This window comes from Clostridium tertium (assembly GCF_017873245.1).
Classification (GTDB): Bacteria; Bacillota; Clostridia; order Clostridiales; family Clostridiaceae; genus Clostridium; species Clostridium tertium.
Map to the genome: position 1 here is coordinate 19,734 of NZ_JAGGJY010000003.1, position 24,324 is coordinate 44,057.

Annotated in this window: 27 protein-coding genes; 25 read left to right on the forward strand and 2 right to left on the reverse strand. The window is 28.8% G+C overall.

Annotation, left to right across the window (positions count from 1 at the left end; all coding sequences use genetic code 11):
* Positions 1-38: 38 nt before the first annotated feature.
* From J2Z25_RS05245 to J2Z25_RS05300, 12 genes are all read left to right on the forward strand, one after another.
* On the forward strand, positions 39-1,892 hold the full coding sequence (locus tag J2Z25_RS05245; protein WP_008676717.1) for a TIGR03960 family B12-binding radical SAM protein: 1,854 nt from the start codon (positions 39-41) through the stop codon (positions 1,890-1,892).
* Entirely contained in the window at positions 1,876-2,577 is a 702-nt protein-coding gene (locus J2Z25_RS05250) for a TIGR03936 family radical SAM-associated protein (protein WP_035285581.1), read from the forward strand. The genes J2Z25_RS05245 and J2Z25_RS05250 overlap by 17 nt, the downstream gene beginning before the upstream one ends.
* Before the next feature lie 13 nt (positions 2,578-2,590).
* Positions 2,591-4,039, forward strand: coding sequence for a ribonuclease E/G (locus J2Z25_RS05255; protein WP_097033604.1), 1,449 nt, complete (start codon positions 2,591-2,593; stop codon positions 4,037-4,039).
* A 132-nt stretch (positions 4,040-4,171) separates the two neighbouring features.
* A complete protein-coding gene (rplU, locus tag J2Z25_RS05260) occupies positions 4,172-4,483 on the forward strand; it encodes a 50S ribosomal protein L21 (protein WP_008676723.1) in 312 nt (103 codons plus the stop codon).
* 5 nt (positions 4,484-4,488) lie between these two features.
* A complete protein-coding gene (locus J2Z25_RS05265) occupies positions 4,489-4,863 on the forward strand; it encodes a ribosomal-processing cysteine protease Prp (RefSeq protein ID WP_008676726.1) in 375 nt (124 codons plus the stop codon).
* 1 nt (position 4,864) lies between these two features.
* Positions 4,865-5,164, forward strand: a complete 300-nt coding sequence (gene rpmA, locus J2Z25_RS05270; RefSeq protein WP_008676729.1) for a 50S ribosomal protein L27 — start codon at positions 4,865-4,867, stop codon at positions 5,162-5,164.
* Between the two features lie 233 nt (positions 5,165-5,397).
* Entirely contained in the window at positions 5,398-6,687 is a 1,290-nt protein-coding gene (obgE, locus tag J2Z25_RS05275; protein ID WP_035284928.1) for a GTPase ObgE, read from the forward strand.
* Between the two features lie 11 nt (positions 6,688-6,698).
* Entirely contained in the window at positions 6,699-6,995 is a 297-nt protein-coding gene (yhbY, locus tag J2Z25_RS05280) for a ribosome assembly RNA-binding protein YhbY (RefSeq protein WP_008676733.1), read from the forward strand.
* A 9-nt stretch (positions 6,996-7,004) separates the two neighbouring features.
* The gene (gene nadD / locus J2Z25_RS05285) at positions 7,005-7,622 is read left to right on the forward strand and encodes a nicotinate-nucleotide adenylyltransferase (RefSeq protein WP_209738952.1); all 618 of its coding nucleotides are present in this window, start codon (positions 7,005-7,007) and stop codon (positions 7,620-7,622) included.
* A 32-nt stretch (positions 7,623-7,654) separates the two neighbouring features.
* Entirely contained in the window at positions 7,655-8,221 is a 567-nt protein-coding gene (gene yqeK / locus J2Z25_RS05290; RefSeq protein ID WP_209738954.1) for a bis(5'-nucleosyl)-tetraphosphatase (symmetrical) YqeK, read from the forward strand.
* 48 nt (positions 8,222-8,269) lie between these two features.
* Positions 8,270-9,613 (forward strand): LCP family protein, encoded by a 1,344-nt coding sequence (locus tag J2Z25_RS05295; RefSeq protein WP_209738956.1) that lies wholly within the window; start codon positions 8,270-8,272, stop codon positions 9,611-9,613.
* Between the two features lie 74 nt (positions 9,614-9,687).
* On the forward strand, positions 9,688-10,584 hold the full coding sequence (locus tag J2Z25_RS05300; RefSeq protein WP_209738959.1) for an RluA family pseudouridine synthase: 897 nt from the start codon (positions 9,688-9,690) through the stop codon (positions 10,582-10,584).
* Positions 10,585-10,779: 195 nt separating this feature from the next.
* Here the strand turns inward: J2Z25_RS05300 and J2Z25_RS05305 are convergent, their stop codons facing one another.
* Entirely contained in the window at positions 10,780-12,048 is a 1,269-nt protein-coding gene (locus tag J2Z25_RS05305) for a D-alanyl-D-alanine carboxypeptidase family protein (protein ID WP_209738966.1), read from the reverse strand.
* A gap of 157 nt (positions 12,049-12,205) precedes the next feature.
* On the opposite strand from J2Z25_RS05305, the gene J2Z25_RS05310 reads away from it, so the two are divergent.
* From J2Z25_RS05310 to J2Z25_RS05345, 8 genes are all read left to right on the forward strand, one after another.
* Positions 12,206-12,880, forward strand: a complete 675-nt coding sequence (locus tag J2Z25_RS05310; RefSeq protein ID WP_097033926.1) for a helix-hairpin-helix domain-containing protein — start codon at positions 12,206-12,208, stop codon at positions 12,878-12,880.
* A gap of 91 nt (positions 12,881-12,971) precedes the next feature.
* Positions 12,972-13,187, forward strand: a complete 216-nt coding sequence (locus tag J2Z25_RS05315; RefSeq protein WP_008676741.1) for a DUF350 domain-containing protein — start codon at positions 12,972-12,974, stop codon at positions 13,185-13,187.
* A 160-nt stretch (positions 13,188-13,347) separates the two neighbouring features.
* Positions 13,348-14,019, forward strand: coding sequence for a hypothetical protein (locus J2Z25_RS05320; protein WP_008676742.1), 672 nt, complete (start codon positions 13,348-13,350; stop codon positions 14,017-14,019).
* Between the two features lie 36 nt (positions 14,020-14,055).
* Positions 14,056-14,451, forward strand: coding sequence for an RDD family protein (locus tag J2Z25_RS05325; RefSeq protein ID WP_008676743.1), 396 nt, complete (start codon positions 14,056-14,058; stop codon positions 14,449-14,451).
* Between the two features lie 19 nt (positions 14,452-14,470).
* Positions 14,471-15,832: a 23S rRNA (uracil(1939)-C(5))-methyltransferase RlmD gene (gene rlmD / locus J2Z25_RS05330; protein ID WP_008676744.1), complete on the forward strand. Its 1,362-nt coding sequence runs from the start codon at positions 14,471-14,473 to the stop codon at positions 15,830-15,832.
* A gap of 308 nt (positions 15,833-16,140) precedes the next feature.
* Positions 16,141-16,917 carry a class I SAM-dependent methyltransferase gene (locus J2Z25_RS05335; protein WP_008676746.1) on the forward strand — a complete coding sequence of 259 codons (777 nt, stop codon included), beginning with the start codon at positions 16,141-16,143 and terminating at the stop codon, positions 16,915-16,917.
* 427 nt (positions 16,918-17,344) lie between these two features.
* The gene (locus J2Z25_RS05340; protein ID WP_008676747.1) at positions 17,345-17,812 is read left to right on the forward strand and encodes a flavodoxin domain-containing protein; all 468 of its coding nucleotides are present in this window, start codon (positions 17,345-17,347) and stop codon (positions 17,810-17,812) included.
* Between the two features lie 149 nt (positions 17,813-17,961).
* Positions 17,962-18,354 carry an iron chaperone gene (locus J2Z25_RS05345; RefSeq protein WP_142418590.1) on the forward strand — a complete coding sequence of 131 codons (393 nt, stop codon included), beginning with the start codon at positions 17,962-17,964 and terminating at the stop codon, positions 18,352-18,354.
* A 107-nt stretch (positions 18,355-18,461) separates the two neighbouring features.
* Here J2Z25_RS05345 and J2Z25_RS05350 read toward each other — a convergent pair whose 3' ends face one another.
* On the reverse strand, positions 18,462-18,890 hold the full coding sequence (locus J2Z25_RS05350) for a pyridoxamine 5'-phosphate oxidase family protein (RefSeq protein WP_099346010.1): 429 nt from the start codon (positions 18,888-18,890) through the stop codon (positions 18,462-18,464).
* A gap of 146 nt (positions 18,891-19,036) precedes the next feature.
* Between J2Z25_RS05350 and J2Z25_RS19015 the strand changes: the two genes are divergently transcribed.
* From J2Z25_RS19015 to J2Z25_RS05370, 5 genes are all read left to right on the forward strand, one after another.
* Positions 19,037-19,144: an HTH domain-containing protein gene (locus tag J2Z25_RS19015; protein WP_456151845.1), complete on the forward strand. Its 108-nt coding sequence runs from the start codon at positions 19,037-19,039 to the stop codon at positions 19,142-19,144.
* A 303-nt stretch (positions 19,145-19,447) separates the two neighbouring features.
* Complete coding sequence (locus tag J2Z25_RS19020) at positions 19,448-19,954, forward strand: WYL domain-containing protein (RefSeq protein ID WP_460267293.1); 507 nt, start codon at positions 19,448-19,450, stop codon at positions 19,952-19,954.
* A 271-nt stretch (positions 19,955-20,225) separates the two neighbouring features.
* Positions 20,226-21,512 carry an NCS2 family permease gene (locus J2Z25_RS05360; protein WP_008676750.1) on the forward strand — a complete coding sequence of 429 codons (1,287 nt, stop codon included), beginning with the start codon at positions 20,226-20,228 and terminating at the stop codon, positions 21,510-21,512.
* Positions 21,513-21,522: 10 nt separating this feature from the next.
* On the forward strand, positions 21,523-23,307 hold the full coding sequence (gene ade, locus J2Z25_RS05365) for an adenine deaminase (protein ID WP_209738968.1): 1,785 nt from the start codon (positions 21,523-21,525) through the stop codon (positions 23,305-23,307).
* A gap of 164 nt (positions 23,308-23,471) precedes the next feature.
* Complete coding sequence (locus tag J2Z25_RS05370) at positions 23,472-24,119, forward strand: YczE/YyaS/YitT family protein (RefSeq protein WP_245173126.1); 648 nt, start codon at positions 23,472-23,474, stop codon at positions 24,117-24,119.
* The last annotated feature ends 205 nt before the right edge of the window (positions 24,120-24,324 follow it).

The window sequence follows — 24,324 nt, forward strand, 5'->3', positions numbered from 1 at the left end:
TTTTTTAATGGATTATTCTCACTTTAGGAGGAAAGATTATGAAGAAAATTACAGATCATATTTTACATAAGGTTGAAAAACCATCAAGATATGTTGGCGGTGAGTTGAATCAAGTAGTTAAGAACCCAAAAGATGTTGATATAAGATTTGCGTTTTGTTTCCCAGATGTATATGAAGTAGGGATGTCTCATTTAGGAACAAGAATACTCTATCATACAATAAATGAAAGAAAAGATACATATTGTGAAAGAGTATTTGCACCATGGCCAGATATGGAAGCTGAGCTTAGAAAAAATGAAATACCACTAATGACATTAGAAACAAAAGATGCTCTTACTGAATTTGATATATTAGGATTTACACTTCAATACGAAATGAGTTATACAAATATACTAAATATGCTAGATATGGCTGGTATCACAATTAGAGCTTCACAAAGAGGAGAAGATGAACCAATAATCATGGCAGGGGGACCTTGTGCATACAATCCAGAACCTTTATATGACATAGTAGACTTCTTTGAAATTGGTGAAGGCGAAGAGATTATGAATGAAGTTCTTGATGTGTATAGTAAGTACAAGGGTAAAGGACAAAAGAAAGAATTTTTAAGAGAAATATCAAAAATTCAAGGTGTTTATGTTCCTTCTTTATATGATGTTACATACAAGGAAGATGGAACTATAAAAGAATTTAAGCCGAAGTTCGATGATGTCCCAGCTAGAGTTAAAAAGAGAATAGTTAATAATTTTGATAAAGTAGATTTTCCATTAGATATGATAGTTCCATATTCAGAAATAGTACATGATAGAGTAGTTTTAGAAACTTCAAGAGGATGTACAAATGGATGTAGATTCTGTCAAGCGGGTATGATCTATAGACCTGTTAGAGAAAAAACTACTAATACATTATTAGATCAAGCAAGAAAAATGATAGATGCAAGTGGATATCAAGAAGTTTCTTTAGCATCATTAAGTATTTGTGATTATTCAGATATACAAAATCTTGTAAGTAGCTTAATTTTAGAGCATGGTGATAAAAATGTAGGGGTAGCTCTTCCATCTATAAGAGTAGATGCTTTTTCTGTTGATTTAATAAAAGAAATACAAAAGGTTAGAAAGACAGGTTTAACTTTTGCACCAGAGGCTGGATCTCAAAGAATGAGAGATATTATAAATAAAGGACTTACAGAAGAGAGAATATTAGAAGCAACTAAAAATGCTTTTGAATCAGGTTGGAGTACTATTAAGCTTTACTTTATAGTAGGACTTCCTTATGAAGAAATAGAGGATGCAGCTGGAATAGGTGAACTTGCAGAAAAGATGGCTGCTGTTTACTATGGAATTCCAAAGGAAAAAAGAGCAAAGGGATTAAAGATTACTGTAAGTACATCAATACTTGTACCAAAACCATTTACTCCATTCCAATGGGCTCCTATGGCTAGACCAGATGAAGTTTGGCAAAAGATTGATGCAGTAAAAGGTGCAATAAAATCAAGAGCTATAAATTATAACTACCACGAACAAAAAACTTCATTTATGGAAGCTGTTTTTGCAAGAGGAGATAGAAGAACTTGTGATCTTTTAGTTAAGGCTTTTGAAAAGGGAGCTAAATTTGATGGATGGTCAGAGTACTTTAATTATGATATATGGATGGAAGCAATGAAGGAATGCAATATAGATGAAGATTTCTACGTATATAGAGATAGAAGTTATGATGAAATACTTCCATGGGACTTTATAGATATTGGAGTAAACAGAAAGTATCTAGAAGTTGAAAATGAAAAAGCAAAAAAAGCAGAACTTACACAAAACTGTAGAAAAGGATGTACAGGTTGTGGAGTAAATGTAAACTTTAAAGAAGGGAAGTGTTTTGAAGGTGCGTTATGTAATTAAGTTTACTAAAGAATCTAGTGTTAAATTTATATCCCATTTAGATTTGATGAGAACAATACAAAGAGTAATAAGAAGGGCTGATCTTCCAATGGAGTATTCAAAGGGATTTAATCCACATATGGCATTATCCATAGCACAACCTTTATCTGTTGGAGTTTATTCTGATGCTGAATATATGGATATAGTTTTAGTTGAAGAATTAGAAGAAAAAGAAATAATAGATAGATTAAATGCTAAGACAGCATCTGGAATTAAGTTTTTAAATGCTAGAAAAGTTATAACTAAAGAGGGTGAAAAAAAATTACCTCAAACTATGGCTTTAGTAGATGCAGCTAGATTCACTATAAAGATGCTTTGCTTCGACTCAAATTTAGTTGAAAGTAAAATTAAAGAGCTTATTAGCAATCCAGAATGGAATACTATAAAGAAAAGCAAAAAAGGTGAAAAAGAAGTAAATCTAAAGACGATGATAAAAGAAATGAAGCATTGGATAAATAATGATGAGTTAATTTTAAATGTATTAATATCATCAGGGAGTAGAGAACACTTATCACCAGATTTAGTGGCACAATATATAAAGAGTAATATTCCAGAAATAGTGGAAGATGCTTTTGTAGATATAAAGAGAGAAGAAATGTATGTATTGAAAGATAATAAGTACATACCGATATATAAATGTATTTAGGGAAGTGTATCTTATGAGGGAAATTTTCATTGAAAGAGATGAGCCGCTTTTAAGAGTTGCTATAAAGGATAATAATGTTTTAAGTGAGTGCTTCGTAGAGGAGCACTCTTCAGGACCTAAAATGGGTGAAATTTATAAAGGAAGAGTAAAAAATATAGTGACTGCTATTAACTCTATTTTTGTAGATATTGGTTTAGAAAAAGAAGCATATATGTACTTTAGTAATGAAATTAAAAGTGAAGGAATAAAAAAAGGCGATGAAATATTAGTAGAAGTAATAAAAGAGCCAATAAATAATAAGGGTGCTAAAGTAAGTAAAAATATAAGCATACCAGGCAGATTCATGGTTTTAACTTTAGGGGGAAGCGGAATTAGCTTTTCAAAGAGAATTAGTAGCACAGAAGAAAAAGAAAGAATATTAAATGCTATTAATAATATAGATGGATATGGTATAACAATAAGAACAGAAGCAGTTCATGCAAGCGATGAAGATTTATTAGCAGAAAAAATAAGTCTTTTATCAGAATTAGAAGTAATTATTAAAAAACTAAGATATAGTTTAAAACTAGGAAAAGTCTATGGAGAAAATATTATTTTAAATAAAGTAATAAGAGAAAACCTAGGAAATGAATGCAAGATAATTTTAAATCATGAAGAAGATTTAAATGAGGTAAAATCATTGTTAGAAGACAATGATAAAGTTAATATAGAGAAGTTTAATAATACTAGAAGTTTATTTGATTACTATGGAATAGAAAAGGAAATCTTAAAATTAAGACATAAAAAAGTAGCTTTAAATTGTGGTGGAAATATAGTGATAGATAAAACAGAAGCCATGTATGTTATAGATGTTAACTCATCTAAAAATATTAAAGGTAGAAATTTTGATAAAACTATATTAGAAACAAATATAGAAGCTGCTAAAGAAATAGGAAGACAAATTAGACTTAGAAATCTTGCTGGAATAATAGTTATAGACTTTATTGATATGAGAGACTTTTCACAAAAAGCCTTAGTTATGGATGCTTTAAAGGAATCTTTAAAAGAAGATAAAGGAAATATGAAGATTTTCCCTTTTACAGAGCTAGATCTTGTTCAAATAGCTAGAAAAAGAAGAGGAAAATCAATATATGAGTATTTAGAAGAGGGCTGTAGAAGGTGCAACAAAGAAGGATATGTTTTAAAGCTATCATATATAGAAAAGTTGATAAGAAATGAGATAATAAAATGTGAAGAAGAAAATTCTATTAATTCATTTTATATAGAATTAGATAGCAATTATGAAGAAATGGTAAAAGGAGATATTTTTTCATTTTTAAGCAATATAAATTCATTAGATAAAGAAATTTATTTGAATTTTACTAATGGAATTGAAGGATATAAAATAGAGCCGCTTATATTTAATAGCCAAAAAGAAAATATAAAAAAATTAAGAGTAAGTGGTTATGAAAAATATGAATAAACTTCTTTACAAGCAACATAATATTATGATACAATATCAGATGTTAAACCGCACATAAGAGGTTTTTATCTAAACAAAGTTTAGAACTTTGTACCTCGGTTGGCGAGACCGTAATAAGAGGAGGTGTTTTTAATGTACGCAGTATTATCTACAGGAGGAAAACAATACAGAGTTCAAGAAGGAGACGTAATATTCGTTGAAAAACTTAACGCTGAAGTTGACTCAACAGTTGAATTAACAGAAGTATTAGCAGTTTCAAATGGTGATGCTTTAAAAGTTGGTACACCAGTTGTAGAAGGTGCTAAGGTTGTTGCTAAAGTTGTTGCTCAAGGCAAAGCTAAGAAGGTTACAGTATTCAAGTATAAGCCAAAGAAGGACTACAGAAAGAAAACTGGACACAGACAACCATACACTAAGTTAGTAATCGAAAAAATCGAAGCTTAATTATTATGATTAAAGTAAAGATTTTTAAAAAAGATGATTTATGCCTTGGATTTAAGATAAAAGGTCATGCTTTATCAAGAGCTGAAATAGAGAAGGTCGGAGATGCTTATGATATGATTTGCAATTCGGTTTCAGTACTATCTCAAAGTGCCTTAATAGGTATTGAAGAAGTATTAAAGCTTAAAGTTAAGTATGATATAGATGATGGTTTTTTACATATAAACTTATCTAATCTTAATAACGAGGATATAGAGAAGTGCCAAGTATTACTTTTGACTTTTGAAAAAAGTATAGAAAGCTTGATACAATCTCTTAAATTAAGTTTTGGAAATAAAAAAGACAGTGAATATATAAGAATGTTGAAAGAGGAGGTGCAATAGTATGTTAATAATGAACCTTCAATTATTTGCCCACAAAAAAGGGGTAGGTAGCTCAAAGAACGGTAGAGATTCTGAATCAAAAAGATTAGGAGTTAAAGCTGCTGACGGGGAGTTCGTTTTAGCTGGTAACATTTTAGTTAGACAAAGAGGAACAAAGATTCACCCAGGAACTAATGTTGGTAAAGGTGGAGATGATACTCTTTTTGCTAAAGAAGACGGAATCGTTAGATTTGAAAGAATGGGTAGAGACAAAAAGAAAGTTAGCATTTACCCAGTGAATGTTGAAGAAATAGCAGAATAATATTATTTTTTCTAAAAAGCACCCTGTTTTAGGGTGTTTTATTTTGTAAGAATAGAAATGGGCAATTGACAATGAATAAAACTTGCCCATTGTACACTGTCAATTGTCCATTAATTTAATGGATTAGAAATTAATTTTCGTGTGATATAATAAACATTAAAAATAATGAGATAATATAAAGTAAGTATGTGTTTATATTATTATAAACAATTTCAAGAAAGATGGGTGATTTTATGTTTATAGATAAGGCCAAGATATTCGTTAAATCCGGTGATGGTGGAAATGGATGTGTGTCTTTTAGAAGAGAAAAATACGTTCCTCTTGGAGGTCCAGATGGAGGAGACGGTGGAAAAGGTGGAAGTGTAATATTTGAAGTAGATCCAGGTTTAACTACACTTTTAGATTTTAAATATAAAAAGAAATTTGTAGCTGAAGCTGGTGGAAAAGGTGAAGGTTCAAAATGTTATGGTAAAGATGGAGATGATCTTCATGTTAAAGTACCTATGGGAACAATAATCAGAGATTTTGAAACTAATAAGATTATAGCAGACCTTTCACATAAAGATGATACTTTTGTAATTGCAAAAGGAGGAAAAGGTGGTAAAGGAAATTGTAAATTCTGTACACCTACAAGGCAAGCTCCACATTTTGCAGAACCAGGTATGCCAGGTGAGGATAGATGGATTACATTAGAGCTTAAATTACTTGCTGATGTTGGATTAGTAGGATTCCCTAATGTAGGAAAATCAACTTTCCTTTCAACAGTAACTGCGGCAAAACCAAAGATAGCAAACTATCATTTTACAACATTAAAGCCAAACCTTGGAGTTGTAAAAGCTGAAGGTATGAATGCCTTTGTAATGGCTGATATACCAGGAATAATTGAAGGTGCAGCTGAAGGAGTAGGCTTAGGTTTAGATTTCTTAAGACATATTGAAAGAACTAGATTATTAATACATGTAGTAGATATATCAGGAATAGAAGGTAGAGATGCTTTTGAGGACTTCGTTAAGATAAATGAAGAACTTAAGAAATATTCAGTTAAGCTATGGGATAGACCTCAAATAGTTGTAGCAAATAAAACAGATATGCTTTATGATGAAGAAATTTTTGAAGACTTTAAGAAGAAAGTAAATGAATTAGGCTTTGATAAGGTATATAAGATGTCTGCAGCAACAAAATCAGGTGTTGAAGATATAATTAAAGAAGCAGGTAGAATGCTTTCTGAAATTCCAATTAAGGACTTAGAAATAAGTGATGAAGAAAGATTCGTACAAGAAGAAAAGAGATTTACATATGATGTATCTATTGAAGATGGAGAAGATAACAACAGAGTATATGTAGTTTATGGATCATTTGTAGATAGATTATTAAATTCAGTAAATATTCATGATGCTGATTCATTAAGATATTTCCATAAGGTATTAAGAAACAAAGGTGTCTTTGATAAATTAAGAGAAATGGGAATAGAAGATGGAGATATGGTAAGACTTAACGATTTTGAATTTGAGTATATTTTATAGGAGGATAAAGAATGATAACAGGAAAGCAAAGAGCATATTTAAGAGGGCTTGCAAACAACTTAGATCCAATATTCCAAGTTGGGAAAAATGGAGTAGAAGAAGCTTTTTTAACACAATTAACTGAAGCTTTAGAAGCAAGAGAGCTTATTAAAATAAAGGTACTTGAAAATAGTGGTTTAGGAGCTAGAGAAGTATCAAATTATATTTGTGAAAAAATTGGTTGTGAAGGAATTCAAGCTATAGGAAGTAAAATAGTTTTATATAAAAAATCCTCAAAAAAACCTAAAATAGAAATACCTAATAAATAGAGAATTTTTATGGAAAAGATTGGTATAATAGGAGGAACATTTAATCCTATTCATTTAGCACATCTATATATTGCATATGAAGCTAAATGTCAATTGAATTTAGATAAAGTGATTTTTATGCCTGCAGGGAGCCCACCTCATAAAAAAAATGAGGATATATTAGAGGCTCCTTTAAGGTATAAAATGGTTCTCGAAGCTATAAAAAAATATGAGGATTTTGAAATAAGTAACTATGAAATAGAAAAAGAAGGTTTTAGTTATACCTATGAAACCTTAGAAAACTTTAAATCTGATGATAATATATTGTATTTTATTACTGGAGCTGATTGTCTTATAAATATAGAAAAGTGGAAAAGTCCAGATAGAATATTTAAGACCTCTAAATTAGTGGTATTTAATAGACCGGGATATGATAAAGAGTCATTAAAATTACAAAAGAATGAAATTGAGAAAAAGTATAACACAAGTATCAACTTTTTAGATATAATGGACTTAGAAATTTCATCAACAATGATAAGAGATAGAATTAAGGAAGGAAAGAAAATTGATTTTTTCATTCCAAAAGAGGTTCTAGATTTTATTAGAAAAAATAATATATATAATTATTGTGAAAATATTAAAGATTGATGAGAGTATAATGATATTTAAGGAGAAGATATATGCTTAGTAAAGAAGAAATGAAAAGCTACCTTAAAGAACATTTAACAGAAAGTAGATATAACCATACTTTAGGTGTGGTTGAAACTGCAATAAGATTAGCTGAAATAAATAAGGTAGATAAAGATAAAGCTGAAATAGCAGCATTAGCTCATGATATAGCTAAAAATATGACCATCTATGAGTTAAAGGATATTATTGATAAACATAATATTAATTTATCGTATGATGAAGAAAATACTCTTGAGTTATGGCATAGTATTGTTTCGCCGATATTGGGGAGAGAAATTTTTAAAATAGAAGATGAAGAAATATTAAGTGCTATGAGATGGCATACTACAGGAAAAGAAAATATGAGTAAACTAGATAAGATAATTTATATGGCTGATATGATAGAGCCTGGTAGAAGTTTTCCTGGAGTAGATTTAATTAGGAAAGAAAGCTTTGCTGATTTAGATAAAGGCCTTCTTCAAGGAGTAACTCATACTATTAAATATTTATTAGATAAAGGGTTTCCTATTGATATAAATAGTATAAAAGCTAGAAATTATTTATTACTTAATAAATAAAAACTAAATTTATTTAACTATGAAAAAAATCAGAGAGGAATTAAAAGGATGGGGAGTAGGAGAGAAAATCTGGAAAACAGAGAAAGAAGAAGATCTTCTAAAGATGAACAAATTAAAAGAAAAAGAATTGAAGCTAGAAAGAAGAAGTTAAAAAGAAAGAGAATAACAACATCTATAGTAACTATTCTATTAGTAATAATACTTGGAAGTGCCCTTTATATATATAACTTTTTATCAGGTTTAAAAACAAACAACTTAGGCACTGGAGTGGCACCGATATCATCTAAGGATCCTGTGAACATTTTGATTTTAGGTATGGATATAGGAGATGCAGAAAATCAAAATAAAGCTGGTAGAAGAAGCGATACTATAATGGTTTTAAATTATAATCCTAATACTAAAAAAGTTCATATAGTTTCTATACCAAGAGATACTCTTATTGAAGTAGATGCTTATTTAGATAATGGCGAATACAGAAGATATTGGAAAATAAATACTGCATATGTTTTAGGCGGAGAAGAGGAAGTAAAGACACATGTAGAAAGTTTATTAGGTATAAATTTAAATTATATAGTAGAAGTAGATTACAATGCATTTAGAAGCATAATAGATGCATTAGGTGGAATAGAAATGAACATACAACAAGATATGTTCTATGATGATGATGAACAAAACCTTCATATAAATTTTAAAGCTGGGGAAACTGTTCAGCTAGATGGTAAAAAAGCAGAAGAGTTCTTTAGATGGAGGAAAAATAATGATGGTAGTGGAGGAGAAGAAGGGGATTTAGGTAGAATTAATAATCAACAACAATTCATTAGTAAGGTTATTGATAAAGCTTTAAGTCCAAGTATAGTTTTTAAGGCACCAAAAATATTAAAAGCTATAAGTGAAAATGTTGAAACCAATATTCCAGCTAAAAATTTAATTTCTCTTGGTATGAAGATTATTAGGTTAAAGTCAGAAGATATAATTATGACAACTCTTAAAGGAGAACCAGAATATCTTTATGGAGAAGACTTTTTAATTGCTGATAAAGAAATTAATAGGGATTTAATAAATGCATTAAATACAGAAAACCCTTCATTAGCGCCGGTTATAACTTCAATAAATAAAGAAGAGCTAAATGTGTTAGTATTAAACGGAACTAAAATTGATGGATTAGCATCAAGTGCAAGAGATAGTTTACTTTCACTTGGGTATGCAAATATAGAAGTTGGAAATACTGATAATGTAGAGAAAAGCGTAATTCAATCAGATAATAAGGAATTAAAAGATTTGCTTAAAAATGATACGGGTATACAAAAGTTTGAAAAAATAGGCAAATCAGAATATAAGCAATATGATGTTGTAATATTATTAGGTAAAGATTATAACTTATTTGGAAACTAAAAGGGGCTGTCGCAGAAAGCAGTTTAATGTAAATTGTAGAATTGTGCGACAGCTCCTTTTTACTAGGAGGAAAAATGAGCACTATAAAAAGAATTGTTTCAAAAGAACACGAAGGAAGAAAAATTAGAGAATTTTTAAAAGAGGAACTAGGATTATCTTCTAGGTTAATTAGAAGTGCTTCAATAGATAAAAGAATTTTTGTAGATAATAAAGCTGTAAAAATGAATTATGTGCTAAAAAGCAGTGAAGAGGTACTAATTGACTTAGTAAAAGAAGAAACTCAAAATATAGATCCTGAAAATATACCAATAGATATTGTATATGAAGATGAAGATATAATAGTTGTCAATAAAGGACCTAATATGGTAGTTCATCCAACTAAAAGATATCAAAGTGGTACATTAGCTAATGCTTTAATGTACTATTTTAAGGAAAGTAACCAAAAGTGCATTGTTAGGCTAGTAAGTAGGTTAGATATGGATACATCTGGGCTTATTATTATAGCTAAAAATCAATATGCACATATGGAATTATCTAAAGAAATGACTTTAAATAATGTTGAAAAAAGATATCTTGCAGTTGTACATGGACATATGGAAAATGATGAAGGAACTATAGATTTACCAATATATAGACCAGAAGAAGAAGGCACTATAAGAAGAGTTGTAGATGAAAGAGGACAAAGAAGTATAACTCATTATAAGATTATAGAGAGATTTAAGGATTCAGATTTAGTTGAATGCTTATTAGAAACAGGAAGAACACATCAAATAAGAGTTCATTTAAGCTCATTAGGACATCCTATTTGGGGGGATACTTTATATGGTTATGAAGAAGATGGGGAAATTATAAGTAGGCAAGCCCTTCATGCCTATGGATTAGATTTTAAATCTCCAAGAACTAAAAAGGAATTAAGCCTTAGAGCAAGAGTGCCTGATGATATAGCAAAGCTTGTAGAATATTTAAAGTAGTATATAAATGTAGTTACTTTTTGAAAAATTAAAGTAACTACAATTTACTTTTGAAGTTATATTAATTATAAAAATGTAGTTATTTATTTTTATATAAAAGTAACTATATTTTATTTAATATGAAAAGAAAAGTGTGTTGTAAAATGATTTATAAAATCATTTTACAACACACTTTTTATTACTATAAATTTTAGATTATTTAAATCTAGGCCTTCTTCTCCTAATATTTTTTCTTCTCATAGATAAAATTAAGTATTTAATAAGAATTACTAAGATAATTATTACAACCACAGCTATAACAATAAATTTAGGTGTAGTTACTAGAGTTGAAAACTTTTCTTTTATCTTAATTTGACTATTATACTCTCTGTTAGCTCCACTAACTAAATCTAAGGCTGATATAGTTTCTTTATTAGCATTTATCTTAGCTTTAAAGAGAACATCACCTTTATTTATATTTTTTTTACTTATATCTTTCTTTTGATAATCCACAGTATATGATGGTATTCCTTCCGTTTTAGACTTAGTATAGTATAAGTCATCTTTAGCAAGTAAAGGAATTGAGATATCATCATTAATTTTATATGTATCAAGCACATCATTTTTATTTATAAGTTTTATAGTTTCAAAATTATCAAAGCCATAATCGAACAATGGACCTATATTTGTATAGAAGTTGTCCTTATCAGTAGCATTTAGTAAAGCTACTACTAAAAATTGCTCATCTTTCATAGCGGTAGCAGTATATGTGTGATTTGCTTCCGGAGTATATCCATTTTTACCAATATAGGCATATTGGTAATAGTAAGGAGTATATTCATTAAATAGTTGATTTCTATTTGTAGCCCATTTTTCACTACCATCTGAAAATGGATGATTTACATATTTGTGAGATTCGGTTTGTGCAATTCTCACAAGGTCTTCATTTTGATAAGCAGCTCTCATTATAAGAGCTAAATCGTAAGCTGTAGTAACGTGACCATCTTCATGTAAACCACTAGGATTTTTAAAGGTTGTATCTAATGCACCTAGTTCCTTGGCTTTAGCATTCATAAGCTTTGCAAATTCTTCATTAGATCCAGAAACATGTTCAGCTAATGCTTCAGCACAATCATTACCAGATTCTAATAAAAGACCAAGCATAAGTTCTTCAACAGTATAAACTTCCCCCTTAGCTATACCAATTGCAGAGCCATCTACTAAAGTTGGTTTTTCATTAATAGTAACTTTGTCAGTTAACTTTGTATTTTCTAGAACAACCAATGCAGTCATTACCTTTGTTGTTGAGGCAGGCTCATATTGAGTATGCTCATTTTTGGAATAAATAACTTTACCTGTTCTTCCATCCATTAGTACTGCACTTTCAGAATATACCGTAGGTAATTCAGTAGCTTTTACGTTGATAGTAAAAACACTGCATATAAAAGCAGTAAATAGGAAGATTCTTCTCATAAATTTTTTCATATTAATTCTCCCACAATAAACTTTTTACATATAGACAAAAATATTTTATCAGAAATAAGGATATCATTCTATATTTTATAAATATTTAAATAAAATTAGTTAAATTTTTAATAAAAAGTTAATAATTAAAATAAGATTTATCAATTAGAGGTGATTTATGGATAAAAGAATAGAAAAATTTATGACTAAACGAAATATAGTATTGATTATGTTAGTTTTCTTATGTGTAATAACATCATTTATCTTATACGGAAAGAATAAATCAAAGGTGTTTAAGGATGAGTATATGAAAAATATATTTGTAGAGGAAGAAGCTCCTGATGATAATAGTGTGGAAGTTAATGCAGAGCCTATTAAAGAGGTAAAAGGAGAAAATCAACTAACAAAAGGCACTAAAATGATAGTTGTTGAGATAAAAGGAGAAGTTGCTAATCCAGATGTTTATGAAATAAGTGAAGGAAGTATAATTAGAGATTTAATAACTAAAGCAGGAGGATTAACCAATGAAGCTAATATAGATAAAATAAATAGAGCAGATAAATTAAGAGATAATCAACTTATAGTTATACCAAATAAGAATGAATTATCAAATGCAAATACTAATATAAATGTTAGCAAAGAAGGGAATACCGCAGAAGATGGAATCATTAATATTAACACTGCAAGTCTAGAAGAACTTCAAAAAATAAATGGAGTAGGAGAAGTTAAAGCAAAAAGTATAATTAATTACAGAGAAAAAAATGGAGGATTTAAATCGATAGATGAAATGAAAAATATAGAAGGAATAGGTGATAAAACTTTTGAAAAGATGAAAGACCAAATAACAATATGATATCAAAAATTTTGAAATCTATTATATTATAGATATAGTATTTATGATAAAATGAATCATATACTATCTGATTTAAAGGGGGGAATGGGATATGGATTTAGTTTTAAACACATTTATGAACTTAGGATTAAGCTTGTTATTTGGGGCAGTTGGGATATTGGTGTTAGTCATTGGATATAAAATATTTGACGCTATAATACCAGCTGATTTTAATAAAGAGTTAGAAAAGGGGAACATAGCAGTGGCCATATTTTTAGCTGGAGCTTTAATTGGAATAGCAATAATAGTATCGCAAGTTGTAAAATAGGTTAGTGTATAGATGGGTGAGGAGTATCAACTCTTTGCCCATTTGTTATTATGACAGTTATGTGACAGAGTCTTTTAAATTGGAATCTTTAATGTTATAATAAATTGAATTTAGGAAACTATAAATACAGAAGATTAGAAAAATCCTAGGGGGGATTATTATGATAAGAAAATTTTTAATGATGTTAATTAGCGGAATAATGGTTACATCACTAGTAGCTTGTAGTGGAAATTCAAATGATAAGGAAGCAAAAACAGCTCAAGAGCCACCTAAAGTTGAAGAAAAGAAGTTTATAGGCGAAGGCGTATGGGCAGAAGACTATACAAAAGATCAAGTAACTATTTTAAATGATGAAATAAGTGCAAGAATAGAAGAATCAGCTACTTTTTATGATTTAGAATATTCTAAAGAAGAAAAAGTTACAGAAGAAAATGGAGAAACTATAAACGATAACCATATATATATAGACAATTTAAATCCTGAACCAAACAGAATGGAAAGCATGTATTATGGATTTAAGATGTATGGTGCAGATATGTCTAGTGGAAGCTTAAATTTAAAGATAGGATTTAAGTTAGATCTAGAACAAATAAAAACTGAAGAGAAGTTTAATATTGAAGAAACATCTATAGCAAAGTTTTCAGAAGCTATGACAAATAATCCAGAAAGAGATTACTCAGATTTAAATAGTAAAATAGAAGATATAGTCATAAATCAAAATAGCAATGGAACTATAGAAACAAATGTTAATGGATTAGTAGAAACAATAACAATAAAAGACGATTTCTTATTATACAAATTAGATTCAAAAAACTATGATTTTAAAAAATAGTACATACTTTAATTTTTAATTTAGGAGGATATAAAATTGGTAGATAGAGAAGACGCAGGAATGGATAATGGAGAAGAAGTGGTTAATAATGAAGTAATTAATAATGATGAAGTAAACAATGAAGAATTAAATAAAGATATTGAAGTTACAGAGGAAGATAATGCTATTAATGGAGAAGTAAAAGAAGATGGAAAGGCAGTTAAGTTTATAAAGAGACTTTTAGCTGCAACTATAGATCAAATAGTAGCTATAGCATTTGCTTTACTTTTATTATTAATTTTTGACTTTTTATTAAAATTTGTAGGCTTTTATATTGCACAAAGACAACCGATGTTCTTAGTAATATATGTGATAACTAATATTCTATATAGTACAATTTGTGAATCAACAAAGCTTGGAAGAACTATAGGAAAAAAGACAATGTTAAAATAAACATTAATTAGGAGATAGCATGAGAAAAGGAAGTACAGTACAAGTTAAAATAGATAAAACAGAATTTCCATCAGTTGGAGTTGGCACTTTAGAAGGAAAAAAGATATATGTAAAAGGTGCCTTTCCAGATCAAGTGGTAAGTGGTAGAGTAAAGAAGAAGAGAGAAGGATTTGCAGAGTTAAAGCTTTTATCAGTAGATGAAAGAGCAGATTATGAAATAGAAGCACCTTGTGAATACTTTGGAGTTTGTGGTGGTTGTACATCACAAAACTTAACTTATGATAAGCAATTAGATTTACTGAGTGAAGAGGTTAAGGCATTGTTTAAAGAGGCTGATATACCTATGGGAGAGTATTTAGGCGTTGTAGGTAGCAAAGAACAATGGGAGTACAGAAATAAAATGGAATTTACCTTTGGAGATTTTGAAAAAGGTGGAGAATTAACTTTAGGCATGCATATGAAGGGAAAATCTTTTGGGATTATAACTGTTGATAAATGTTTAATAGTTGATGAAGATTTTAAAACTGTAATAAGAGAAACTGTTAATTATTTTAAGGATAAGGAATTACCTTATTATAGAGTTATGAAAAGAGAAGGCTACTTAAGACACTTAGTTATAAGAAAAGCAATAAATACTGGTGAATTAATGGTTAATATAGTTACTACAACACAAATAAATTTTGATTTATCAGAGTATGTAGATTTATTAAAATCACAAACTTATAAAGGAAAATTAGTATCTATATTACATACTGAAAATAATTCTTTTTCAGATGCTGTAATACCAGAAAAGGTGAATTTATTATTTGGCAAAGATTATATAACAGAAAATTTATTAGGTTTACAATTTAAAATATCACCATTTTCATTCTTCCAAACTAATACTAAGGGAGCTGAAAGCCTTTATAGTATAGTTAGAGATTTTATGGGAGAATCAAATGATAAGGTTGTATTTGACCTTTACTGTGGTACAGGAACTATAGGTCAAATTGCAGCATCAAATGCTAAAAAGGTGGTTGGAATAGAACTTATAGAAGAAGCTGTAGAAGCAGCAAAAGAAAATGCAAAATTAAATAATTTAAATAACTGTGAATTCCTAGCAGGTGATGTTGCAGAAATAATAAAAACTGTTAAAGATAAACCAGATATTATAATTCTAGACCCACCAAGAAGTGGAGTGCATCCCAAAGCATTAGAATACGTAATTAAATTCAATGCAAAGGAAATAATTTATGTATCATGCAACCCTAAAACTTTAGTAGAAAACCTAAGGGATTTAATAGGAGCTGGATACAAAGTTGTTCAAAGTACAGTTAAGGATATGTTCCCAAATACGCCTCATGCGGAAGTGGTTGTTAAACTTGTATTGAAGGATAGGTAGTGAACACTTAACGAAGGAATGTATAAACTTAATATGAAGTCTATCTAAATGTAGTACAACAAAATAATATATTTCTTAGTAAAATCAAAATAAAACTATGAGTTTATTAAGAAGGTTTAAATTATAGAGATTTATAGAGTCATATTTTAGTGTGATTATAAATAGTTTATTATTTAGTGACTATATTAAAAGAACCTTGAGAAATCAAGGTTCTTTTCTAGCAAAAAAGTAACATTTTATATAAATATTAGAGAAGAGTTTATTTACTTTACGGATTAAGAATAAATTATACTAAGGGTGAGAAAAAAATGACAGTGGAATTAGAAAAACATTATAATAAATTTTGTGAAGATAAAAGATTAACAAGAAGACATGGACAAGTTGAATACATAACTTCTATGAAATATATACATGAATATTTAAAAGGAAATAAAAACTTGAAAATATTAGATGTTGGTGCAGGCACAGGAAGATATTCAGTAGCTTTAGCTAATGAAGGATATGATGTTACAGCAGTTGAACTTGTGAAACATAATTTAGGAGTTTTAAAATCAAAGGGAAGTACAGTAAAAGCATTTCAAGGAACAGCCTTAAATTTATCTAGATTTGAAGATAATACATTTGATATGACATTGGTTTTTGGACCAATGTACCATCTATATACATTTGAGGATAAGGTAAGGGCTTTAGAAGAAGCAAAGAGAGTTACTAAAGTTGGAGGAAATATATTAGTTGCCTATTGCATGAATGAATATAGTGTAATAACATATGGATTTAAAGAAAATAATATAAAAGAATGCATTGAAAATGAAAAGCTTGATAAAAACTTTCACGTTAGATCAAATCCGGAAGACCTATATGATTATGTAAGGATTGAAGATATTAATAAAATAAATGAATCAGCTGGAGTAAAAAGAATAAAAATAATTTCAGCAGATGGACCAGCTAATTATATGAGAGCAACTTTAAATGCTATGGATGAAGAAACCTTTAAAACTTTTATTGATTATCATTTGTCTACATGTGAAAGACAAGAGTTAGTAGGGGCCGGGGCTCATACATTAGATATTTTGAACAAAAATTGATTTAAACATTATATATTAATATTTATAGCATCACTTATAGTAAGTAATATATTTACTGGATTACTAAGTAAGTTTTTGATATTTGTTTCATGGAATGTTTTATGAATATTTTTATAATGAAAAGATTTATATATAAAACTATATAAGCATTATTTGAAATATACCTAGACAAATATATGTAATCTAAGTGAACATAAGTATTTAAGTCATAGGTATAAAATAGTTTAAATTGTTATTGTAATTTATAGAAGAATAATATTAAAAAATTTACATGATAAAAAGATCTAGAAGTAATAAAATGTTCTTTATTTTGTAGCAATATATGCACATAATATGAAATAATAAACAATATATTGGATATATAATTATTGCTAGTAGATACTTTGGTAAATATTTAAAAAAGAAATTAAGGAAGGGAATAGAATTTATGAGAACCTTGATTATTTATTGTTCTGACTATAAAAATAATACACAGAAAGTTGCGAGTAAATTTAATGAAGAAATTGATTGCGATTTAATAAATGTAAAAGATGCTATAGATATTAATTTAGAAAACTACGATTTAATTGGATTTGGTTCTGGAGTTTACATGGAGAACTTATCACCTAAGTTGTTTAAATTAATTGAAAGGCTAAATTTAACAAGAAAAAATGTCTTTGTATTTTCAACTAGTGGCATTGGAATGAAGTTTTATAATAATAAGTTAATTAAGGCATTAACTTCAAAAGGAGCAATAAACAAAGGGAGTTTCGCATGTAAAGGTAGCTTTATAGCAAAGGAATTTTCTAATAGTAAGGTTTTCGATATTATGGGAAAACTGGCAGAGGGACATCCGAATGATAAGGACTTTAAAAAAGCAGAAGTGTTTATTAGGAAAATAATTGATATATTTTAGTTTTATTATATAAAATTTTAAAGCTATTGAATAATGGATAGTTTTTAATTTTTACATACAGAAATATAGTTGAAGCACAAAAGAATTAAATCTGAATCTATTTTTGATACAGAGTGCAAATTAAAATATATAAAATGAGAGGTAAAAGTATGGAAGGGAAGAAATCCACATTTAAATCAATTGATGAATATATATTACAGTTTCCTAGTGAAATTCAACAAATATTAGAAAAAATAAGAAGAGTTATTAAGGAGTCAGCTCCTAATGCGGTAGAAAAGATAAGCTATCAAATGCCTACATTTTATCTTCATGGAAATCTTGTTCACTTTGCAGCTTTTAAGAGTCATATAGGATTTTATCCAGATCCTAGTGGGATAGAAGCTTTTAAAGAAGAGTTATCTAAGTATAAGGGTGCAAAAGGGTCAGTTCAATTTCCAATAGGAGAGCCATTACCTTATGGATTAATAAGTAGGATAGTAGAATTTAGAGTTCATGAAAATATAAAGAGAGCAGAAAATAAAAAACATAATATTAGAAATTGAAAATGGACAGTGTTACATAAAGGTAAAGGAGGGGAATATGTATATAAAAGCAAGTTTTTCCTCCTTATTTTAGTTATAATTATTTGAATAAAATTATAAGAGAGTTCTTAGAAAGTTACCTTGCCGCCTTTGCCGAGATCTAAAATTACATCAGCTTCATTAAAGCTAATCTCATAAACATCTAATATATAGCCAGCTTTCTCTATTATCTCTTTATAACTTGGTAGCTTTTTTATGAATCCATTCTTTAAATCATATATTGTTAAATCACTTTTTTTAACTATAGCATTTTTCACTCGGACATGTTCACTACTTTCATTAGAAACAGGTATTGTTGTAAATGCTACTATATTATTTTGTAAAAGGTCTAATGTCTTTGAAGAACCTCTAAATGATGCAAAATAGACAATTTTTTTGTTTTGAGGATTATTATAAAAATTTACGACTCTAACATTGGGTATATTATCTACAGTAGTGGCTAAGGAAATTCTATTTGTTTCATTCATTACTCTATTAAACTCTTGTATTAAGTCCATTTTAATTCTCTTTTTGTAAACTATTTTTATTATTAGTATTTTGTTCAGCATAGATTTATTTTATCATAGAACCATGACGTCGTTATGTCATGGTTCTATGATAAAATAAAATTAAATATGTGATGATAAATAAGAGGTGATTTAGATTGAAGATAGATAGACTTGTATCAATTATAATGATATTACTAGAACGTAAAAAGATAAGTGCATCAGAGCTTGCAGAAATGTTTGAAGTAACACCAAGAACTATATAGAGAGATATAGAAGCGATAAGTTTAGCTGGGGTTCCTATAGTTACATATCCTGGCGTTAATGGTGGAATTGGAATTATGGATTAGTATAAGATAGATAAAAGGATTTTTACTAAATCAGACGTAGAAACACTTTTAATAGGTCTTAGCAGTATGTCGTCCGCTTTTTCAAAGGAGGAAATTAAATGTACTTTAGCAAAGATAAAAGGATTGTTTCCAGAGGAGCATATAAAAGAGATAGAGTAAATTTCTATTGATCTTACTCCGTGGATAGGAAATAAGGATTTAAAATCTAATCTTGAACAAATTAAAAAGGCTATGAATGATAAAAAGATTTTAAGATTTAACTATTTTGATAGTAAAGGTAAAAAGAGTAATAGAAAAGTTGAGCCTTATCAGTTGGTATTAAAGGAATCAAATTGGTATTTACAAGGATATTGCATTTCGAAACAAGATTTTCGTATATTTAAGCTATCTCGTATTTCAGATATTAAGGTTATTGAAGAAAGCTTTATTACAAGAGAGTTTAATTTAAAATCAGTAGGATATTGGGACTATATAGAAAAAAATATTATTATGATAAAACTTTTAGTTGATGAATCTCTAGGAGAAAAAATGATTGAATATTGTGGTGAGGAAAATATTAAGAGATATAAAAATAATAAATTGTTTATAGATTTTCCATTCATTAATGATGAGTTTGGATATAATATTTTACTGAGTTATGGTGATAAATGTGAATGCTTGGAACCTATTAATATACGAAATGAATTTATTAGAAGAATAAAAAGTATGCTAGACAAATATAGTTAGTTTAAGCGCCGCTTAGGCGCTTTTTTATTTTAATTTAAGTTATTATGAAAATATTATATACAAATAACTAATGACGATTATTACTAGTCATATAATTGTATATAGTACGTATAAATATATAAAATGAAAAAATGCAATGAATAATTGCTATTATTTTGTAAAAAAATTAGAGAAAATAATTGACTTATACGAATATTATATGTAATATATAAAATATAATTCGCATTTATGTATGAAGTGGCGAACAAAGGATAAAGTGGAGGAATTGCTAATGTTAGAGAAAATATTTAAATTTCAAGAACGTAATACTAATGCAAGAATAGAAATAACTGCAGGTATAACTACATTTATGACAATGGCATATATTTTAGTTTTACAACCTATGTTTATGGGAGCAGCAGGAATGGATGTAGGAGCAGTTACAGTTGTTACTGCTATATTATCAGCGATATTTAGTATATTTATGGGTATATATACGAATTTACCATTTGCCTTAGCACCAGCTATGGGGAGTAATGCATTTTTTGCATATACTTTAGTTGCAGGTGGAATAGTTAATTGGGAAACTGGATTGGGTATGGTATTTATTTCAGGAGTAGTATTTATCCTTTTAACTGTACTTGGTCTTAGGGAAGTTATAGTTAATTTAATACCTAAGAATATTAAATATGCAATTGGTGTTGCAGTTGGATTTTATATAGTTTTATTAGGATTTAAAAATGGAGGCTTAATGAGCCTTGAAGGTGGAAGTATTGCTATGGGAGATGTTAAATCCCCAGGGGTTTTACTTACTATAATAGGTTTAGTAATAGTAGTATTTTTACAAGCTAGAAAAGTAAAAGGTGGAGTTTTAGTTGCAATTATATTAACAACTATAATTGGTATTCCAATGGGAATTACAAATGTACCAGAAAGCTTAGTTACAATGCCACCATCAATAGAACCAATAGCATTTAAGCTTGATATAATGGCAGCATTAAAGTGGAGCTTTTTCCCACTGATGTTTACATTCTTTGTTGGAGATTTCTTTTCTACTTTAGGTACATTACTAGGAGTTTCTGCAAAAGCAAATCTTTTAGATGAAGAAGGTAATTTACCAAATATAAACAAACCATTTTTAGTTGATGCAATTGCAACAGTAGTGGGAGCATTATTTGGATCTACAGTTGTTACAACTTATATTGAGTCAGCAGCAGGCGTAGAAGAAGGTGGAAGAACTGGATTTACAGCAGTTGTAGCAGGAATTTGTTTTGCATTAACAATGTTTATTACTCCAATTGCAGGAATGATACCAAGTGAAGCAACAGCACCAGCTTTAATATTAATAGGGCTATTAATGATTACAGGTGTTAAAAATATTGAGTTTAATGATTTCACAGAAGCGTTTCCTGCTTTTGCTACAATAGTATTTACAGCATTTACTTCAAGTATTTCAAATGGTATAAGTATAGGAATTATTTCTTATATGGTAACAAAAGTTATGGCAGGAAGGTTTAAAGATTTAAATTGGGGAATCTATATATTATCAATTCCACTAATAGCATATTTCATAATTTAGGAGATGTAAGATGAAAATTTTACCTAGTGATAAAAAAGGACTAATTGAAGCAGCAATCGGAAAGAGACTTTGTGATTTAGTTATAAAAAATGCAAATATAGTTAATGTGTTTACTGGAGAGATATATATTGGAGATATAGGTATATATGATGGATTTATAGCACATATAAGTACAAGCATTGATAATAAAAATACGGAAAGTATAAAGGCTAAAAAGTATTATGATGCTGAAGGAGATATTGTAATTCCAGGACTTATAGATAGTCATATACATATTGAAAGTACACTTATGACTCCTAAAAATTTTGCAAGAGAGGTCATACCATATGGAACAACAACTGTAGTGACAGATCCTCATGAAATAGCAAATGTTTATGGAATAAGAGGCGTTAAATATATGCATGATAGCAGTGAAGGATTACCTATGAGGCAGTATGTTTTAGCACCATCATGTGTTCCAGCTGTTTTAGGACTTGAGAATTCGGGAGCAGAGTTTTTTAGTGAAGAGATTGAAGAACTCCTAAAGCTAGACAGAGTTATAGGTTTAGGTGAAGTTATGGATTTTGTAGGAGTTATTGAAAATAGTGATAGGATGGTTTCTATATTAAATGAAGCCGAAAAAAGAGGTGGCTTTATACAAGGACATGCACCATTTTTAAGTGGAAGAGTGCTATCATCTTATTTATGTGGAGGAGCAACTACAGATCATGAAAGTAGGACATCTCAGGAGGCAAGGGATAAAATTAGAAATGGAATGTATGTAGATGCAAGAGAAAGTTCTATATCTAAAAATGTTGATGCAATAGTTAAAGGGGTAAGTGGTTTTAGATATTTAGATAATTTAACATTATGTACAGATGATAGAGAAGCAGATGAAATAATTAAGAATGGGCATATGAATGATGTTGTTAAAACAGCAATAGATTCAGGGCTTGATCCTATAGATGCAATAAGATGTGCAACTTTAAATTCAGCAAGAGAAATAGGTGTTACTAATTTGGGGGGGATAGCGCCTGGATATGTAGCTGATTTAGTAGTACTAGATAGTTTACATGATATGAAGGTGAAAGCAGTAATATTTGAGGGGAAACTAGTTGCTAAAAATGGGAAACTAATTACTGAAATAAATGATAAGAAGTTTGATTTAGAAACAGAGAATTCTGTTCATATAAGTAATTTATCTTTAGATGATTTTGAGTTAAAAGCTCCAATAGAAAATGGAAAAGCTAAAGTGAATGTAATAAAATATAATAGTCAATTATCTTCAGCTACAGAAATCATAGAAGAAGTGGTTAATATTAAAAATGGAACCGTAGTACTTGATGATAATGATGACCTAAAATTTGTTATAGTTATTAATAGACATGGAAAGTTAGATACGAAATCTATTGGATTAGTTAGAGGATTTGGGATAAATAAAGGGGCTATAGGAAGTACTATTTCTCATGATAGTCATAACCTAACTATAGTTTATAGTGATATAAATGAAGCATTTAAAATTGCAGAGGATTTAATATCTATTGGTGGTGGAATAAGTTGTGCAGTAGATGGGGAGATAAAAGAGCATATTCAATTAGAAGTAGCAGGACTTATGACAAATAAAAGTGCTTCTGAAATAGCTATAGTTGCAGAAAGAATGAAAGAAGTACTTAGAGATATGGGATTAACACAAATAAAGAATCCACTTTTAAGAATTGTTACATTAGCACTTCCAGTAATACCGGAAGGCAAGATGTCAGATTTAGGTTTAATAAATGTAAATAAAAAAGAGATAGTGAATATCTTTAATAAGTAATAAGAATATGGATATCTTCAAAAAGACAATTATGATTTGAAGATATCCTATATTTATTTTATATATGAAAGTTGATAAGAGTTTATTGTTTAAATATTATCATGATGATAGAATCATTTAAGGCTTAATCTTATGAAAAATATTAGATAGGGGTGAAATTTTTGATGATTATATTGAAAAAATCAATAAGACTTATATTAGGATTTTTATTATGTGCAAGTTCAACAGTTTTTATGTTAAATTCTAATTTAGGATTATCTCCATGGGATGTTTTCCACCAAGGAATATCAAATGTCACAGGAATTACAATAGGAGAAGCAAGTATATTAACTAGTGTATTGGTTGTCTTAATAGGAATAATGTTAAAGCAGAAGATTGGGATAGGAACACTACTTAACATATTATTTGTAGGAAAGTTCATAGATATTATTAATGAAAGCAACATAATACCCGTAGCAAATAGTTTGTTTTCTGGAATTGTAATGATGATAATAGGTATGTTTGTTATGGGGTATGGATGCTATTTATATATAGGATGTGAAATAGGCTGCGGACCAAGAGATGGCTTAATGATAGGATTAAGTCAAAAGCTAAATAAACAAATTAAGATAGTTAGAGGCAGTATAGAAATATCTGTATTAATAATAGGATTTTTACTAGGTGGAGCTGCTGGATTAGGAACATTTATAAGTGCTGTTGGACTGGGGTATTGCATGCAGGTGATATTTAAGATGTGTAAATTTGATGTAGTAAATATTAGGCATAAAGCAATAATGGAAAGTTTAGAGGTAGTTAATATTTTTAATAAGTAATAATATGGATATCTTCAAAAAGACAATTATGATTTGAAGATATCCTATATTTATTTAAAGCACCTAATTTGGTGTTTTTTTATATAAATATTAAATTTATTTAGTATAATTAAGAAGGAAAAATTAAAAAAGTTGTATTAGTTGGGAAAATATGGTAGAGTTTAACTGTAGGAATAATAGGTGATTAAAGGGAATATATAATATA